15 protein-coding genes and 4 tRNA genes are annotated in these 15,181 nt (G+C 58.5%); 2 read left to right on the top strand and 17 right to left on the bottom strand.

Translation table 11 applies throughout. The annotated features are described in order from the left end of the window. The first annotated feature begins 330 nt into the window (after window positions 1-330). The gene (locus tag J4E58_RS01895; protein ID WP_007920551.1) at window positions 331-579 is read left to right on the top strand and encodes a hypothetical protein; all 249 of its coding nucleotides are present in this window, start codon (window positions 331-333) and stop codon (window positions 577-579) included. A gap of 64 nt (window positions 580-643) precedes the next feature. Here the strand turns inward: J4E58_RS01895 and J4E58_RS01890 are convergent, their stop codons facing one another. The 7 genes from J4E58_RS01890 to J4E58_RS01860 all read right to left on the bottom strand — a co-directional run bounded on the left by J4E58_RS01890 (window position 644) and on the right by J4E58_RS01860 (window position 5,734). Further along, window positions 644-1,105: a DUF2214 family protein gene (locus J4E58_RS01890; protein WP_087088506.1), complete on the bottom strand. Its 462-nt coding sequence runs from the start codon at window positions 1,103-1,105 to the stop codon at window positions 644-646. 135 nt (window positions 1,106-1,240) lie between these two features. Then, window positions 1,241-2,647 (bottom strand): carbohydrate-binding protein, encoded by a 1,407-nt coding sequence (locus tag J4E58_RS01885; protein WP_219734950.1) that lies wholly within the window; start codon window positions 2,645-2,647, stop codon window positions 1,241-1,243. Window positions 2,648-2,764: 117 nt separating this feature from the next. Continuing rightward, window positions 2,765-3,394, bottom strand: a complete 630-nt coding sequence (locus tag J4E58_RS01880) for a lytic polysaccharide monooxygenase auxiliary activity family 9 protein (RefSeq protein ID WP_087088510.1) — start codon at window positions 3,392-3,394, stop codon at window positions 2,765-2,767. A gap of 322 nt (window positions 3,395-3,716) precedes the next feature. Continuing rightward, window positions 3,717-4,067 carry a hypothetical protein gene (locus tag J4E58_RS01875; RefSeq protein WP_007920558.1) on the bottom strand — a complete coding sequence of 117 codons (351 nt, stop codon included), beginning with the start codon at window positions 4,065-4,067 and terminating at the stop codon, window positions 3,717-3,719. 156 nt (window positions 4,068-4,223) lie between these two features. After that, entirely contained in the window at window positions 4,224-4,586 is a 363-nt protein-coding gene (locus J4E58_RS01870) for an NUDIX hydrolase (RefSeq protein WP_087088512.1), read from the bottom strand. Between the two features lie 171 nt (window positions 4,587-4,757). Further along, on the bottom strand, window positions 4,758-5,234 hold the full coding sequence (locus J4E58_RS01865; RefSeq protein ID WP_172962978.1) for a DUF3757 domain-containing protein: 477 nt from the start codon (window positions 5,232-5,234) through the stop codon (window positions 4,758-4,760). Between the two features lie 423 nt (window positions 5,235-5,657). Further along, window positions 5,658-5,734, bottom strand: a tRNA-Val gene (locus tag J4E58_RS01860). A gap of 183 nt (window positions 5,735-5,917) precedes the next feature. On the opposite strand from J4E58_RS01860, the gene J4E58_RS01855 reads away from it, so the two are divergent. Continuing rightward, window positions 5,918-7,201 (top strand): FAD-binding oxidoreductase, encoded by a 1,284-nt coding sequence (locus tag J4E58_RS01855; RefSeq protein ID WP_087088517.1) that lies wholly within the window; start codon window positions 5,918-5,920, stop codon window positions 7,199-7,201. Window positions 7,202-7,407: 206 nt separating this feature from the next. On the opposite strand, the gene J4E58_RS01850 is transcribed toward J4E58_RS01855, so the two are convergent. From J4E58_RS01850 to accD, 10 genes are all read right to left on the bottom strand, one after another. Continuing rightward, window positions 7,408-7,484 (bottom strand) — tRNA-Asp (locus J4E58_RS01850). Window positions 7,485-7,585: 101 nt separating this feature from the next. Next, window positions 7,586-7,662 (bottom strand) — tRNA-Asp (locus J4E58_RS01845). Window positions 7,663-7,721: 59 nt separating this feature from the next. Then, window positions 7,722-7,797 (bottom strand) — tRNA-Val (locus J4E58_RS01840). A gap of 159 nt (window positions 7,798-7,956) precedes the next feature. Next, the gene (locus tag J4E58_RS01835; RefSeq protein ID WP_219734949.1) at window positions 7,957-8,724 is read right to left on the bottom strand and encodes an SDR family oxidoreductase; all 768 of its coding nucleotides are present in this window, start codon (window positions 8,722-8,724) and stop codon (window positions 7,957-7,959) included. A 5-nt stretch (window positions 8,725-8,729) separates the two neighbouring features. Continuing rightward, on the bottom strand, window positions 8,730-9,941 hold the full coding sequence (locus J4E58_RS01830) for an O-succinylhomoserine sulfhydrylase (protein ID WP_007921971.1): 1,212 nt from the start codon (window positions 9,939-9,941) through the stop codon (window positions 8,730-8,732). Window positions 9,942-9,975: 34 nt separating this feature from the next. Continuing rightward, the gene (purF, locus tag J4E58_RS01825) at window positions 9,976-11,481 is read right to left on the bottom strand and encodes an amidophosphoribosyltransferase (RefSeq protein ID WP_007921973.1); all 1,506 of its coding nucleotides are present in this window, start codon (window positions 11,479-11,481) and stop codon (window positions 9,976-9,978) included. 41 nt (window positions 11,482-11,522) lie between these two features. After that, entirely contained in the window at window positions 11,523-12,080 is a 558-nt protein-coding gene (locus J4E58_RS01820; protein ID WP_007921975.1) for a CvpA family protein, read from the bottom strand. Window positions 12,081-12,178: 98 nt separating this feature from the next. After that, window positions 12,179-12,856 carry an SPOR domain-containing protein gene (locus J4E58_RS01815; protein ID WP_087088522.1) on the bottom strand — a complete coding sequence of 226 codons (678 nt, stop codon included), beginning with the start codon at window positions 12,854-12,856 and terminating at the stop codon, window positions 12,179-12,181. Then, window positions 12,840-14,147, bottom strand: coding sequence for a bifunctional tetrahydrofolate synthase/dihydrofolate synthase (gene folC, locus J4E58_RS01810; protein ID WP_087088524.1), 1,308 nt, complete (start codon window positions 14,145-14,147; stop codon window positions 12,840-12,842). The genes J4E58_RS01815 and folC overlap by 17 nt, the downstream gene beginning before the upstream one ends. Further along, window positions 14,144-15,064: an acetyl-CoA carboxylase, carboxyltransferase subunit beta gene (gene accD / locus J4E58_RS01805; protein WP_007921980.1), complete on the bottom strand. Its 921-nt coding sequence runs from the start codon at window positions 15,062-15,064 to the stop codon at window positions 14,144-14,146. Before accD ends, folC begins: the two co-directional genes overlap by 4 nt. Between the last annotated feature and the right edge of the window lie 117 nt (window positions 15,065-15,181).

Here is a 15,181-nt window from a genome sequence, read left to right as displayed (position 1 = left end):
CTTTGTCTCATCACAATGGCTGGCGCAGCGTCATCGTTGATTGATTCCCCGCAGCATCCTCCCCCCTCTTCATATGGCAGCGGCGCAGTTCAGGCCGCCAGCGCCAGCCCTGGCAAAAGTGCACTACCCAAGCCCTTCACTGATAGCGCTCCATCCCGGCAATCTGTCGATACGACTCGGCCGGGAGAAAGCCCTTCCTCGTTTTTGTATAAATACTCAGTAGCGTGGCAATGAGCAGGAGGAGTAATTTCAAGACCTACCGCCTCCGCGAACCCGCCGAGGCTCCCCCCCTTGCCATCGGCAGATGCTTTACGAACAAGGAGCGGTCATATGCAAGAGTTCGCTTACCTTCTGATCACCAACGACCTGAATGCGATGCGGACCATTGCCGCCTGCTCGACGGAGGGGCTCTACGAAGTCAAACGCGGAATATTCACCTTCCGCTCCGAGGCCAACGTCGACTACCTGCACCGCGTGCTGGCTATCGTCAGCGACGAGTTCGGCATCATTCCCGTGCAGCAGGCCGAGTTCAAAACCAACCGGGCCACCATCAGCAAGGCTTTCAGCCAACTCTGCTAGAGCGCGCGGTGCTCGATGACGCGCAACAGCCCGCAGCGAGCCCGAGGACACGCGACTCCTCACCTCATGACTGGCCGAGCATGACCCCACGCGCCATGCCACTGGCCGCCACTACTATCAGCACAATCAGCAGCGCCTGCAGGTGGCTGATGCGCGCAAACAGCGTGGCGCGACCGGTATCGATCGACGCCCCGCGCCCCAGGGCGATTCGCCATTTGATCAGCGCAACCATTGGCCATATTTCGAGCAACAGGATGATGACGAACAAGGTCATCTTGATGTGAAACAGCGGCTGGTGCAGGTAGTAGTCCGTGCCTTTTTCGTAGCCAGCGAAGGCGCGCAGCAAGCCGGTGATCAACAACACCGCGGCGGCCAGCCCCCAGCCATTGTCGGCCAGCAGAGCCCGGCGCACATCCGCCCCTTCGGTGACCACGCGGCGCAACGCTGTACCGCGATTGAGCACCGCCGCAAAGGCGACAGCAAAGGCCAACAGGTGTACGGCTGCGAGAAACCAGTGCATGAGCATCGCTCCACTCTCCATTGACGGATGACAAAAAACGGCCTGTGAGTATTAGCCCATAACCCGCAGCTTTGCCTTGCCCGACACCCAATAAAAAAGGCGCCCGTCATCGGGGCGCCTCTGTACTGCTCCTAGCCGCGCTCACGCACGACGCTGAACCGCCACCTTGGCCCAAAGGGTGAAGGCGACATCCGGAGTCCAGCCGGCATTCGAGGTGTGCTCTTGAAAGCACAGATACAGATTGCCCTGATAAGTCACACCATCATCTTTGCGATAGTGATGATTCAACTGCCATTCCGGGTATTGCGGGTCAGGCACCCCGCCAGCGGTCTTGATGTTCAGACTGGTACTGGGCAGCGACTGATTACCCTGGGCGTCCGTGGCGCTGACAAAGTAGCTGTACAGCGTATCGGTTTTCAGCCCCTCGTCCTTCAAGGTCAGCGAGGCCGTCTGGGCCACCGGCTTGCCATCGCGAAACAGGGTGTAGAACTCGATCGGACGAACACCGTGGGCAGCACTCCAGCTCAAGGTCACGCTGTTCTCTGTCTGCGCGGGAGAAAACAGGTTGCCCGGCGCCGAAGGTCGCTCCTCGCCGCTGCCGCCATGGATCAGCGGCGCATAACGATCACGGAACTCCCAGTTGTAACGGACGCCGTACTTGTTGAGGCCGTCATCCCAATTGACCGACCAGGTCATCAGGCCCTTGATCGACAATCCGGCACGATCCAGACGCTTGAAGGCATTGCTCACCGCCGCAGGATCGATGACATACCCGGTCGCTGCCGCGTCGACGTTGGCCGGCAGACCGATCACGAACTTGTCGGCAGGGATGGCGATATAGCCACGCGTACCGGTGACCAGGCTCTCGGTCAGATAAAACAGAAAGTCTTCCTTCAGCGCGTCGTTGTTCTGGGCAATCCAGGCACCCTGTCCGCCGTTGGCTTCCTGGACCCACAGACCGTCGCCGCCCTGGTTGTAGTATTGCGGCGCGATGAAATCGTAGTAGCCATCCAGCGCCTGGATATAACCGACGTATTTGCCGCCGGTGGCGAGGTAGGGAAACTCCGGCGCCATGCTGATGATGAAGTGCTTGCCCTCGCCTGCGTAGTGATCCTTCACCAGTTTGAGCGCCGCCGGCAGCACGATCTTGTTGTCGGCAAAATCGATGGCGCTTTGCTCGAGGTCGATGTCCAGCCCGTCGAAACCATAGGTTTCCACCAGACGGATGATTTCGTGGGCCAGCGCTTGCTCGTTGCCCTTGTGCAACTCGATATGAGCGTCCGCACCGCCAAGGGAAATCAACACCGCCCGCCCCTGGCTGTTGAGCACGCCAACCTGACGCCGGAACTCCTCGTCCGACAGGTTGTAGGGCTTGAAGGTGGGAATGCCATTGCCCTTCATAAAGGCTACCGCCACCACGTTGTATTCCCTGGGCACATCCACCAGGTCGAGGTTGGCGAACTGCCCCTGCTGGTAGCCGTCACTGGGGCCTGCCGGCCAGTTGTGCCAGAAGCCCATGAGGATCTTCTTACCTGCGATCGACGGCATCAACGATGCCGAATCATTCGCCTGAGTCTTTACCGCTGCAAAGTTGATCTTGTTCACGTTCTAATCCTTCAGAACCATTTAAAGAAAATGACAACTTCTGCTGTTATTCAAAGTCGACTATTTGAAGTCGACGTCGAACGCCTGATAGAACGCATTGCCAGTGTTGGCGACAATCCACGCCAGAACAATCACATGGTGGCCTTTCTTGTTCTTGGGCAGTGTCACTTGATGTTCGACCTTGGCCTTCATTTCATCGCCGTGCTGGTCATACGGAACTTGTGTGTAGAAGTCCTTGAAGAAAGCCTGCGGCTCCAGTTGCGCACGGCTGATACGCTGTCTCGTGTCCCAGCCATCTTTGGTGATGAACCAGCTGTAACCGCGGGTCACATGAGGAGCGGTGTACTCCCACTTGACCTGAAACACCTGCCCCGGATTGACGTTGAGCAACGGCCAGGAGAACGAACGCCCAAGCTTCCTCGACATTTCTTCATTGGTGAAGTTGAGACAGTCACGCTCGTCGGTCTTGCCGCCGCTGAGGATATACCCATCAGCCGGTGGCACAACGCTGGCGACGTCGCTCTCGTATGGTTTCTGAAAAGGTCCGCCCACCAGGGCCGGGAAATTTTTACCGCCTTCCATCTCATTGACCTGCCAGGTGCCGAGCAGCCCCAGCTCGACGGCGACAGCACCACGGCTGGAGGGGGATACGACACGCCCGTGTTTCGGTTGAACTAATGGCTTATTCATTATTTTTCACTCCTTTGATTAAATGAATCTCCTTCTTGAGGAGAACTTTAAACTAGTCCAAATCAGTGTTTTGTCTACTGATCTCCGCATACAAAGTGCCGAGCAAATTGTTGCACCTCAACAAAGCCGGGACATCAACGAATAATTACAGCGCAAACCTACAGAAAGAAAGGCAAATAACTTACACAAGCCAATAAATGAGTATTCAACTAGCCTCTTGTTAACCAACCCTTCAATAAAAACAATGGAAATCTTCAATAAACCATAAACCCGGCAAGAGCCGGGTTCATGATCTGTTTACTGGATAACGTTTAAAAAGGAATTACAGGCAAGTCGCCAATGCGGCCAGTCTACGCTTGGCGACCCAGTTGTCCTGGACCGCGTAATAATTGACGGTGGTACCCGAAGCCTGCCCCCGAATATCGGCAAAGGACTCCGCCGAACGGGTATAGACCGTGTATCCACCCACCTTGGCAGACTCCAGATAGGCCGACGCATCCACACCGAACACAGCTTCGTCCTGCCAGGCAAACTGCACACACTGCGCCACGATTTGCTCCGCCTTGGCCGACGAGAGCACCTTGTAGGGGCTCTTCGAACGCGCCTCATTCATCGCCGAGCCGGCACATCCCGCCAGCAACGCCACGACCATTACCGCCATCAACACCCGCATCACGCTACCTCGCCGTAAAAACGCGACTGTATCACTCACATGCCAAGCCATTGGCACTCGGCTGCGAGAAAACCGCTCGCAGACCATTTCGCGCACTGGCCGGAAAAACAAAAACCCGCGCAAGGCGGGCTTCTTCATGAATCGATAACACCTCGGTTAAAGGCGGCGTAAAAACGAGCTCACAATACTCTTGGTGGCGGCCGTTGCATCCAGCTCACGGGCAGCCCCATAGGCATGCCAAGCGATGGCCGCAATTTCATTCAAGGGCCGGGCATCCTCGGCATTGGTCACGGCAACCTCGAATACGTGATGCCGTACATTGCCGGCGTCGAACTCCAGGATGTAAAGAGGCTCACTGGCATCCAGCCCTGTCTCCTCACGCAGCTCACGTATCGCGGCAGCAGCGAGAGACTCCCCAGGCTCGACCTTGCCGCCCGGTAAAGACCATTTTGCACGATCCTTGCGGACAAAAAGAATTTGCCCTCCATGCGCACAAATCACCGTCGCTCTACTCTTCATACCTGCACCCTACCCGACCACATCCTGCCCGTATTGCGCAGGGAACGTGCATACAGACCGAAAACCGACTTAAAAGTGTCACAAAAATGTCATGAAATGCATAAGCATTAAGGATGCCAAAAAGACAACGGCATAGCCTGGAAGAAAACCCATCCATACAGACGGACACATTCACTTCAAATAAAAACTGCATGCATCTCTATAGGTATCCGTGCATTCCAGGATTGTTGATGAGGAGAAGTCTCGAGACTCTTTCCATGACAATGAGTTTCCAATCCACATGACCTGTTTGTAATGACCGCCGAGATCAAGATGCATATTCAAATATCGGCCACCGGAGGTTACATAGATACAGCTATTTATAAAACCAACTTTATCGACACCTTGGTGAGTCAATACAAAATAGCTTTTCTCGAAGTTGGTAACAGCTTCCATGGCACCGTCAACCAGCACACCCACCCATTCAGCACCCTCACTTTTAGCTGGCGCGCTAAAAATGCCCATCATGCCCTTGATATCTCGCGGCGAAGGACATGATTCCTGATCACCCGGCCAGTCAGGGATATTGAGGTAATTACTAACAGGCGCGGCATGCACGAATGTAAATAGCTGCGAACACAGCAACATCCAACCCAACAATCTAGACACGTTCCATTCCTTCGTGAATATCAGAAGGAAGGTTCTATCAACTAGAACAACTTTAGAATGTAGGACGATTCCTAAAATATTAGATTTTTCTCTTAAGACCAGCAGTCTCTACATCGAAGCGCCCGCTCTTGGTGGTCAGTTACAAAGTGCAGTCGCAACGACCCCCCAGACTAAAGCGTGCTATCCACCTGGACCAGGCCAGCCTCCAACGCCGCGAAGATCGCCAGCTTGAAGTCATCGGTGGACCTTGAAAGAACACTATCAGGAAGGGCACGCCGAAAAAGGAGATCGTGTACCTGGAGGCAGGTGCCGACTTGGCCTTTTGAGTGGCGGCTTTGCAAAGGTTTTGAAAACCGCGGACAACAAAAAAGGGCCCACCTTTCGGTGGGCCCTTCCAGACCGCCCAGCAGAGCGGATTTTGTTTGGTAGGCGCGATTGGACTCGAACCAACGACCCCCACCATGTCAAGGTGGTGCTCTAACCAACTGAGCTACGTGCCTGCTGTGAGGCGGCATTCTACGGAATTCCGGAGGGGTGTCAACACCTTTTTTGCAGCTAACCCTCTGAATATGCGAATTTTTATTTTTTGAGCCTGCCAAGAAGATTTTTCGATGGCTGGTAGGCGTTTTTCAACTCAGGTAGGATCCACGCAATCGTCAAGAATATTAAACAGAGGTTGCAGGATGGCGAACACACCTTACCCACAGTCGTATTACGCGGCGTCAGCCAACGCTGCTCCAGCCCGCCCGCTGCTGCAAGATGATGTGGAAACCGATGTCTGCGTGATCGGTGCCGGCTACACCGGCCTTTCCAGCGCCCTGTTCCTGCTTGAGAATGGCTTTAAAGTCACCGTCCTGGAAGCGGCCAAGGTTGGCTTCGGCGCTTCCGGGCGTAACGGTGGACAGATCGTCAATAGCTATAGCCGCGACATTGATGTGATTGAACGCAGTGTTGGCCCCAAGCAAGCTCAACTGCTTGGCCAGATGGCCTTCGAAGGCGGCAGGATCATCCGTGAGCGGGTCGCCAAGTATCAAATCCAGTGCGACCTGAAAGATGGCGGAGTGTTCGCCGCCATCACCAGCAAGCAGATGGGTCACCTGGAGTCGCAGAAGCGCCTATGGGAGCGCTACGGCCACACCCAGCTGGAATTGCTGGATCAGCGCCGCATTCGCGAAGTCGTCGCTTGTGACCTGTACCAGGGCGGCATGCTCGACATGAGCGGCGGGCATATCCACCCACTCAATCTGGCACTGGGTGAAGCGGCAGCCGTGGAATCCCTGGGCGGTGTTATCTACGAGCAATCCCCAGCAGTGCGCATCGAACGCGGTGCCAATCCGGTGATACATACCCCACAAGGCAAGGTCAGGGCCAAGTTTGTCATAGTCGCGGGCAACGCCTACCTGGGCAACCTGGTGCCGGAACTGGCCGCCAAATCGATGCCGTGCGGCACCCAGGTCATCACCACCGAGCCGCTGGACGATAAGCTGGCAAAAAGTCTTCTCCCTCAGAACTACTGCGTCGAGGACTGCAACTATCTGCTGGATTACTACCGTCTTTCCGCCGACAAGCGCCTTATCTTCGGCGGCGGCGTGGTGTATGGCGCTCGCGACCCGGCGAATATCGAAGCCATCATCCGACCGAAGATGCTCAAGGCCTTCCCGCAACTCAAGGATGTGAAGATCGACTACGCCTGGACCGGCAACTTTCTGCTGACCCTGTCGCGCCTGCCGCAAGTCGGACGCCTGGGGGACAACATCTATTACTCCCAGGGCTGCAGCGGCCATGGCGTCACCTATACCCACCTGGCCGGCAAGGTACTGGCAGAGGCCCTGCGCGGCCAGGCAGAGCGTTTTGACGCCTTTGCCGAGCTGCCGCACTACCCCTTCCCTGGCGGCCAGCTGTTGCGCACCCCATTTACTGCAATGGGCGCCTGGTATTACAGCCTGCGGGACAAGCTGGGGTTCTGATAACCTGCTCCTCTGCAAATAAAAAACCGCCCATAAGGCGGTTTTTTATTTACAGAAAGGCAATATCGACTGCCTGAGCAGCATCGAAAAAGCCGGATTCCGAAAACAAAAAACCCCGGTCTTTCGACCAGGGTCTTTGCTATCGATCCGAAGAGCTTGCAGCGTCTTCGTCACTTGAAGGCGTTCAGTGTTCCTTCAAGTAGATATGGCGCAGCGGACGGGACTCGAACCCGCGACCCCCGGCGTGACAGGCCGGTATTCTAACCGACTGAACTACCGCTGCGTATCGCTTGGACTTTCGCCCATGTGAACCGTTTAAATCGTCTGATTGAAAAACTTCTAGGCTTTTCAATCTCAGAGCAGGAACACCTGATCTGGAAAATATGGCGCAGCGGACGGGACTCGAACCCGCGACCCCCGGCGTGACAGGCCGGTATTCTAACCGACTGAACTACCGCTGCGCGTCGGTTGGATGCTTCCGTGGAAGCCTCCGCCTTTCTTTCGAAAGGCACTCAAGAAGTGGTGGGTGATGACGGGATCGAACCGCCGACCCTCTGCTTGTAAGGCAGATGCTCTCCCAGCTGAGCTAATCACCCTTTGCTTCGTTGAGGCCGCGAAATTTACGCAGATACCGATGCTAAGTCAATACCCTGCTTGAAGTTTTTCTGAAAAAGACAAAATCACGACAACGCCTGAAAAAGGAATCAACAACATCGACGACCTAAAGCCGTGCTCGTTGCGCCCTCCACACGCCATCAATCGCGATAAATCATTTTTTTGCTCATACCACCGTCGACCACGAACTCCTGACCAGTGACAAAACCGGAGTTCTTCGACAACAGCCACGCCACCATCGCCGCCACATCCTCGACCGTCCCTACCCTGCCCGCCGGATGCTGGGCATGATCGGCATCGCTCAGAGGCTCGGCCCGACGCGCCGCCGGGTCCCGAGCGTCGATCCAGCCGGGGCTGACCGCATTGACCCGGATCTCCGGCCCCAGGCTCATGGCCAATGCATGGGTCAAGGCCAGCAGACCGCCCTTGCTCGCCGCATAGGCTTCAGTGTCCGGTTCCGATTGCCGGGCACGGGTAGATGCCAGGTTGACGATGGCTCCGCCATGAGCGCGCAGATATGGCGCACAGTGCTTGGCCAGGAGCATCGGACCGCTGAGGTTCACCGCCAGCACCCGATTCCAGTAAGCCAGATCGAGGCTTTCCAGGGTGATGTTGCGCGGGTCAGCGACTGCTGCGTTACACACCAGCGCATCGAGGCGCCCGAACTGCCCCAGCACTTCGGCGACCCCCAGGGCGACCTGCGCTTCATCCGCCACATCCATGCCAATGAACCATGCACTATCACCCAGGACCTTGGCCACCTGGGAGCCGCGTACACGATCCAGATCGGTCAGCACCACCTGCCAGCCTTCGCTGATCAGCCAGGCAGCGATGCCCAGGCCGATACCGCGTGCCGCGCCAGTCACCAGCGCGACGCGGCCGTTGGCAACGCTCTGCTGTTCGGACAACTCGATCACAAGGCTGCCAACCCGCGCGCCAGGTCGGCTTGCAGGTCCACCACATCCTCAAGGCCGACAGCGATACGAATCAGGCTGTCACGAATGCCCGCCGCTTCACGTTCTTGCGGTGCCAGACGGCCGTGAGAGGTGGTGCTCGGATGAGTGATGGTGGTCTTGCTATCGCCCAGGTTGGCGGTAATGGAAATCAGGCGAGTAGCGTCGATAAAACGCCAGGCCCCGTCCTTGCCGCCCTTGACCTCAAAGCTCACCACCGCGCCGAAACCACGTTGCTGACGCTTGGCCAGTTCGTATTGCGGATGGCTTGGCAGACCGGCGTAGTGCACCTTCTCGATACCGTCCTGCTGCTCCAGCCATTCGGCCAGGGCCTGGGCATTGGCACAATGGGCGCGCATCCGCAGGTTGAGGGTTTCGAGGCCCTTGAGGAAGATCCAGGCGTTGAACGGACTCAGGGTCGGTCCCGCGGTACGCAGGAAACCCACCACTTCTTTCATCTGTTCGCTGCGGCCAGCCACCACACCGCCCATGCAACGACCCTGGCCATCGATGAACTTGGTCGCCGAGTGCACCACCACGTCCGCGCCCAGCTTCAGCGGCTGCTGCAACGCCGGAGTACAGAAACAGTTGTCGACCACCAGCATTGCGCCCTTGGCGTGAGCGATTTCGGACAATGCAGCGATATCCACCAGCTCGGCGAGCGGGTTGGACGGCGATTCAACGAACAGCAACTTGGTATTGGCCTTGATCGCCGCATCCCAGCCGGACAGGTCCGCCAGGGGCACGTAATCGACCTCGATACCGAAGCGCTTGAAATACTTTTCGAACAGACTGATGGTCGAGCCAAACACACTGCGCGAAACCAATACATGGTCGCCCGCGCTGCACAAACTCATGACCACCGAGAGAATCGCCGCCATGCCGGTGGCCGTGGCCACAGCCTGCTCGGCGCCTTCCAGGGCGGCGATACGCTCTTCGAACGCCCGCACGGTCGGGTTGGTGTAGCGGGAATAGACATTGCCCGGCACCTCGCCGGCGAACCGCGCGGCCGCATCGGCGGCCGTGCGGAACACGTAGCTGGAGGTGAAGAACATCGGATCACCGTGCTCCCCTTCCGGGGTACGGTGTTGGCCGGCGCGCACGGCCAGGGTGTCGAAAGCTACGCCATCAAGGTCGCTGTCCAGCCGACCGGCATCCCAATCCTGACTCATGCCGCCTACTCCTTATGTCTTCTAATGCTCTAGATCAGTTGTTGTACAGATCGATGATCGCACTGACCGCCTGGGTCTTGGCCTTGGAGGCATCGTTACGTGCGTTTTCGATCTTGTTCAGGTAGGCCTCGTCGACGTCACCAGTGACATACTTGCCGTCGAACACCGCGCAGTCGAAGTTCTCGATCTTGATCTTGCCGCCACCGACCGCCTCGATCAGATCAGGCAGATCCTGGTAGATCAGCCAGTCGGCGCCGATCAGATCAGCCACATCCTGAGTCGAACGATTGTGTGCGATCAGCTCATGCGCGCTCGGCATATCGATGCCGTACACGTTCGGGAAACGCACGGCAGGCGCCGCGGAGCAGAAGTAGACGTTCTTCGCGCCGGCTTCACGGGCCATCTGGATGATCTGCTTGCAGGTGGTACCGCGAACGATCGAGTCATCCACCAGCATCACGTTCTTGCCGCGGAACTCCAGCTCGATGGCATTGAGTTTCTGGCGCACGGATTTTTTCCGCGCGGCCTGGCCCGGCATGATGAAGGTCCGGCCGATGTAGCGGTTCTTCACGAAGCCTTCGCGGAACTTGACGCCCAAGTGGTTCGCCAGCTCCAACGCCGCGGTACGGCTGGTATCCGGAATCGGGATGACCACATCGATATCGTGATCCGGACGCTCGCGCAGGATCTTCTCGGCCAGCTTCTCGCCCATGCGCAGGCGCGCCTTGTACACCGACACACCGTCGATGATCGAGTCCGGACGCGCCAGGTAGACATGTTCGAAAATGCACGGAGTCAGTTTCGGATTGGTCGCGCACTGACGGGTGTGCAGCTTGCCGTCTTCAGTGATGTAGACCGCTTCGCCCGGCGCCAGGTCGCGAATCAGAGTGAAGCCCAGCACATCCAGGGACACGCTTTCAGAGGCGATCATGTATTCGACGCCTTCGTCGGTGTGACGCTGACCGAAAACGATCGGGCGAATACCGTGAGGGTCGCGGAAGCCAACGATGCCATAACCGGTGACCATGGCGACTACCGCATAACCGCCAACGCAACGGTTGTGCACGTCGGTCACGGCGGCGAATACGTCTTCTTCGGTCGGTTGCAGCTTGCCGCGCTGGGCCAGCTCGTGAGCGAAGACGTTGAGCAGGACTTCCGAATCGGAATTGGTGTTGACGTGGCGCAAGTCAGACTCGTAGATCTCCTTGGCCAGCTGTTCAACATTGGTCAGGTTACCGTTATGCGCCAGTGTGATGCCGTAAGGCGAGTTGACGTAAAACGGTTGAGCTTCGGCCGAAGTCGAGCTGCCAGCGGTCGGATACCGCACATGGCCGATCCCCATGTGACCGACCAGGCGCTGCATGTGCCGTTGATGGAAAACGTCACGGACCAGGCCGTTGTCCTTGCGCAGGAATAACCGGCCATCATGGCTGGTCACGATACCGGCAGCGTCCTGGCCGCGGTGCTGGAGGACGGTTAGCGCGTCATACAGCGCCTGATTGACGTTCGACTTACCGACGATACCGACGATGCCACACATGCGACGCAACCCCTACTTAATGAAACTGAACTGAACACATCTTACTGAGGCGTTTTGGCCGGTAAGAGTTGTTCCTTGAACGGTATTTCAGCGGGTACGCTGATACCGCTGGCCAGCCACTGACTGCTCCACCCCAATATGAGGTTTTTTGACCAGTCTGCAACCAATAGAAATTGTGGCACCAGTCGCGACTGCTGCCACCAGGAATCCTGTTGTACCGGCCCCAGGCTCAACAGCCCGACGGCCACGACCACCAGCAATGCGCCACGCGCCGCGCCGAAGGCCATGCCGAGGAATCGATCGGTCCCGGATAGCCCGGTGACGCGAACCAATTCGCCGATAAGATAATTGATCATTGCGCCCACGATTAAAGTGGCGACAAACATGATGGCACAGCCCGCGATCACGCGAGCCGAGGGAGTCTCGATGTATCCGCTGAGGTATTCGGACAGAGAGCCACCAAACATCCAGGCAACGACTCCTGCGACGATCCAGGTAAGCAGCGACAGCGCTTCTTTGACGAAGCCGCGGCTCAAACTGATCAAAGCGGAGATGGCGATGATTGCAACGATCGCCCAGTCAACCCAGGTAAATGGCACAGTGCAGCCTACAGACGGATAAGGCGGCGCATTTTAACAGAGCGCATGGCCGTCGGTAAGCTGCGATTCACTGTGCTTTGCAAATCAAGGCGATAGCCTTAACCGCGCTCAGGCTGGAAGCGCACGACAAAACCCTTGAGGTTCTGCTGACGGCTCAGCAAATCGCGCAGGCGGTCTGCCTCGGCCCGCTCGATCAATGGACCGACGAATACCCGGTTCTTGCCATCGGCGGAACGGATATAAGCGTTGTACCCCTGGCTGCGCAGGGTTTTCTGCAGGTTCTCGGCGCTTTCCCGACTGGACAGGCTGGCCAGTTGCACCGACCAACTGACCGACAGGCCGTTTGCATCGACACGGCTTGGGGTCGCATCGGGCTTGGCTGGCGCTGCGGCAATCGGCTGGGCCGGAGCCGGCTTGGGGGCTGGCGCCGGAGGTGGAGTCACGGGCTTGCTCGCGGCGACTGGCGGTGCCACCGGGACTGGAGCCGGAGCAACCGGAGCGCTTGGCGCAATCGGCATCGAAGGCGCGGCCTGCTGGGCCACTTCTTCATCGCTGGGTACCGGCTCCTGTGGCAGCGCCTGCGGCTCTGGCACCACCACTGGCTCGACTTGCACCTGGGTTACAGCAGGCGCCTGAGGCACTGCTGGCGCCTCGACATTGATATGCCGCTGCTCATCTTCGCGGGAAAACAGCATCGGCAGGAAAATCACCGCCAACGCCACCAGAACCAAGGCCCCAACCATTCGCTGCTTGTAGACGTTATCCAGCATAGCCATGTGCAGCTTCCTCCGTGGAGCGCCGAGCGAGCCACTCGAGCGCCTCGGCAACACAATAAAAAGATCCGAACAGCAGAATCTCGTCTTCGCCCGTAGCCTGCGCACACTGCCCTTCCAAGGCTGCGGCGACACTTTCATAAGACGCTACCGAAGCCCCAAGGTTCTGCAGTGCCGCCTGCAAGTCCGCAACGGGACGCGCACGGGCAGAATCCAGCGGCGCCACCGCCCAATGCTCGACACAGGCATCCAGGCGGGCAACCACGCCCTCCAGGTCCTTGTCCGCCAACAGGCCGAATACCGCCAGGCGCTTGCCCGCCACTGGTCGGCGCATCAGGCGCTCGGCCAGATACTCCGCGGCATGGGGGTTGTGCCCGACATCCAGCAACAGGTTCAGGCGCTTGCCCTGCCATTCGAACTGACGGCGATCCAGGCGCCCGACCACTCGCGTCTGCTGCAAGGCTTCGGCGATGCGTTCGGCCTGCCAAGGCAGCCCCAGCAACAAATAGGCCTGCAAGGCCAGCGCGGCGTTCTCCATGGGCAGATCGAGCAGCGGCAAGTCGCGCAGCTCGACAGCATTGCCCCGCGCATCGAGGCCCCGCCACTGCCAGTTCGCCTCGGTGATCCCCAGGTCGAAATCACGACCGCGCAGGAAGAACGGGCAGTTCAATTCACGCGCCTTATCCAGCAGGGGCTGAGGGGGATTCAGGTCACCGCAGAGCGCAGGCGCGCCCTGGCGGAAAATCCCGGCCTTCTCGAAGGCCACGGATTCACGGGTGTCCCCCAGGTAATCGGCATGGTCGACGCCGATACTGGTGACCAGCGCCAGATCCGCATCCACCAGGTTGACCGCATCCAGGCGCCCACCCAGGCCGACTTCCAGCACCACGGCATCGAGACCGGCACGCTGGAACAGCCAGAAGGCCGCCAGAGTACCCATCTCGAAATAGGTCAGGGAAATTTCACCGCGTCCGGCTTCGACCGCGACAAAGGCCTCGCACAGCTCGGCATCGCTGGCTTCGACGCCATCGACCTGCACGCGCTCGCTGTAGCGCAACAGATGGGGAGAATTGTAGACACCGACCTTCAGCCCCTGGGCTCGCAGCAAGGACGCCACGAACGCACAGGTAGAACCCTTGCCGTTGGTACCGGTCACCGTGATGACCCGAGGCGCCAGCCTGCCCAACCCCATGCGGGACGCTACTTCTTGCGAGCGCTCCAGCCCCATGTCGATGGCTGACGGATGCAACTGCTCAAGGTAGGCAAGCCAGTCGCCAAGGGTACGCTCGGTCATATGTTTGCAGGCACCGGTGGCACCACGATCGCCTCGACAGGCGCGGCCACGAACTCAGGCGTCGGCAAGCCCATCAGTTGAGCCAGCAGGTTGCCCAGGCGCGGACGCAGCTCCTGGCGCGGGATAATCATGTCGATAGCGCCATGCTCCAGCAGGAACTCGCTGCGCTGGAAACCTTCCGGCAGTTTTTCACGCACGGTCTGCTCGATCACGCGAGGACCGGCGAAACCGACCAGGGCCTTGGGTTCGGCGACAATCACGTCACCCAGCATCGCCAGGCTGGCGGAAACGCCACCGTAGACCGGGTCGGTCAACACGGAAATGAATGGCAGGCCTTCTTCACGCAGACGCGCCAGCACCGCGGAGGTCTTGGCCATCTGCATCAGGGAGATCAGCGCTTCCTGCATCCGCGCACCGCCGGAAGCGGAGAAGCAGACCATCGGGCAACGCTTTTCCAACGCGTAGTTGGCAGCACGCACAAAACGCTCGCCAACGATGGCGCCCATGGAGCCGCCCATGAAGGAGAACTCGAACGCTGATACCACCACCGGCATCCCCAGCAGGGTACCGCTCATGGAAATCAGCGCGTCCTTTTCACCGGTCTGCTTCTGGGCCGCGGTCAGGCGATCCTTGTACTTCTTGCCGTCGCGGAATTTCAGACGGTCTACCGGCTCCAGGTCGGCGCCCAGTTCGGCACGGCCTTCAGCGTCGAGGAAAATGTCGATACGGGCGCGAGCGCCGATACGCATGTGGTGGTTGCACTTGGGGCAGACGTCCAGGGTCTTTTCCAGCTCCGGACGATACAGCACCGCCTCGCAGGACGGGCACTTGTGCCACAGACCTTCAGGCACCGAGCTTTTCTTCACCTCGGAACGCATGATCGAAGGGATCAGTTTGTCTACTAACCAGTTGCTCATGCTTTCTTTCTCCAGTACCGGCGGCCCGAACACTCTGGTTCGCGGCCCCGCGTATGCCCTTGAGCTAAATTCATGTGTGCGGCGATGATCTGTTCGCTACCGCGGTCAGCGCGAGCT

Source organism: Pseudomonas sp. FW305-25 (assembly GCF_017351415.1).
Classification (GTDB): domain Bacteria; phylum Pseudomonadota; class Gammaproteobacteria; order Pseudomonadales; family Pseudomonadaceae; genus Aquipseudomonas; species Aquipseudomonas chlororaphis.
Note: the sequence above shows the minus strand (reverse complement) of the source record. Positions and strands in the feature narration are given on the sequence as shown.